Source organism: Paenibacillus residui, from assembly GCF_042677205.1.
Lineage (GTDB): Bacteria > Bacillota > Bacilli > Paenibacillales > NBRC-103111 > Paenibacillus_L > Paenibacillus_L residui.
Genome location: NZ_JBHTIU010000097.1, coordinates 1 through 1,820 on the forward strand (window position 1 = coordinate 1; position 1,820 = coordinate 1,820).

1 protein-coding gene is annotated in these 1,820 nt (G+C 61.0%); it reads right to left on the reverse strand.

Annotated features, from left to right (window positions below):
• A partial coding sequence (hrpB, locus tag ACFQ03_RS22965) for an ATP-dependent helicase HrpB (RefSeq protein ID WP_379291255.1) occupies positions 1-1,419 on the reverse strand: 1,419 nt, incomplete at its 3' end.
• Positions 1,420-1,820 lie beyond the last annotated feature (401 nt).

A 1,820-nucleotide genomic window follows, 5' to 3' on the forward strand; every position in this document is an offset into this window, starting at 1 on the left:
GGCGCGCAGCGCCTCCACCCTGAGGCGCACGTCCGCATCGGCCGCGGCTTGACGGCCGCGCAGCGGATCGCGCTCGCTCAGCAGCGCCGCCAGCTCGCAGGCCAGGTCCCCCAGGCCGAGCGGAATCGCTTGGAGGACCATATGCGCGAGCCGCGGGTGGAGCCCAAGCTCGGCCATTCGCTTCCCGTGCGGGGTGACGGCCCCGTCTTCGCTCAGCGCTCCAAGCTGGCCGAGCAGCTCCCGCGCCTGAGCCAGAGCCCCGGCGGGCGGGGCGTCCAGCCAGCGCAGCTCCTGCGGGTCGGCGCCCCACACGGCGAGCTCGAGCGCCAGCGGAGCGAGGTCCGCCTCGAGCATCTCCGGCAGGCTCTGCGGTGCCAGCCGCCGGTTGTCCTCTTCCGCCCACAGACGGTAGCACACTCCCGGCCCCTGACGGCCCGCACGCCCCCGGCGCTGGTCGGCGGACGCCCTCGACACCGGCACGGTCTCGAGCCTCGTCATTCCCGTGCGCGGCGAGAACCGGGGAACGCGCATCAGCCCGCTGTCCACGACAACGCGCACTCCCTCGACCGTCAGACTGGTCTCGGCAATGGACGTCGCCAGCACGACCTTGCGCTCTCCCGGCGGACAAGGGGCGATCGCCCGGTCCTGCTCCTCCGCCGACAGCCCTCCGTATAGCGGAGCAATGCGGACAGTTCGCGCCATACCTTGCTCTTCCAGCCTCTCCGCCACTCGCCGAATTTCGCCGGCCCCCGGCAGAAACACAAGCAGATCGCCCGGTTCGTCCTGCAGCGCCTTAACTATACTTCTCGTCACAGCCGCTTCTATCGATCCTTCCGGCCGTTGCGGCAAATAACGGGTTTCCACGGGATAGGCCCTTCCTTCACTGGCCACTACCGGCGCATCCTCCAGCAGCCGGGCTATCGCTTCGGCATCCAGAGTTGCCGACATGACCAATATTTTCAAATCTTCGCGAAGGATCGCCTGCGATTGCAAACAGAGCGCGAGCCCCAAATCAGCGTGCAGGCTGCGCTCATGAAATTCATCGAAGATGACCAGCCCCACATCCTCCAGAGACGGATCTTCCTGGAGAAGACGGGTCAGAACCCCTTCCGTTATAACCTCTATCCTCGTCTCCGGGCCTACCCGCGTATCCAGTCTGACCCGATACCCTACCGTCAGGCCCACCGGCTCTCCAAGAGTGGCCGACATATATTGTGCAGCCGCCCGGGCAGCCAAGCGGCGCGGTTCCAGCATAAGAATACGGCGCCCCTTGAGCCAAGGCTCGTCCAATAAAGCCAAGGGAACGCGAGTCGTCTTCCCGGCCCCCGGATCGGCCAGGAGGACGGCATTGGGATTAAGCCGCAGCTTCTCCTTCAGCTCCGGCAGCACTTTTTCGATAGGCAATGATGATGTCGTCATGGCAGGCTACCTTTCCATGGTAATGATTGAATTCTACAATAAAAGATTAACGGAAGGTTGTCCAGCCGTCACCCGAAAGCCTTTGATCCTGGCCGCAGAACGGAATTTTTGGGAAGCCCGGCGCTCGAAAATTACGGATGCTTTACTAACCGTCAGGACCCGGGATCGTCCGCCGGATGGTGTAAAAGACAAGCAAAACTGCACGTCTTTAGAGCGATTTTTAACAAAAGGGTCCCATTTTGTGAAAAAGACCTGCACATTGGGTAGCGTCTTTCGCCTTCTTTTTGGAAAAAGGCTCAAAGTACCTAATTCTAGAGCGATAATGCACGTCTTTTAGTTATGTCCTTATAATTGTGTAAAAAGAAAGAGGTCACTAGAATCCCTCATGGTACAATGTTTTC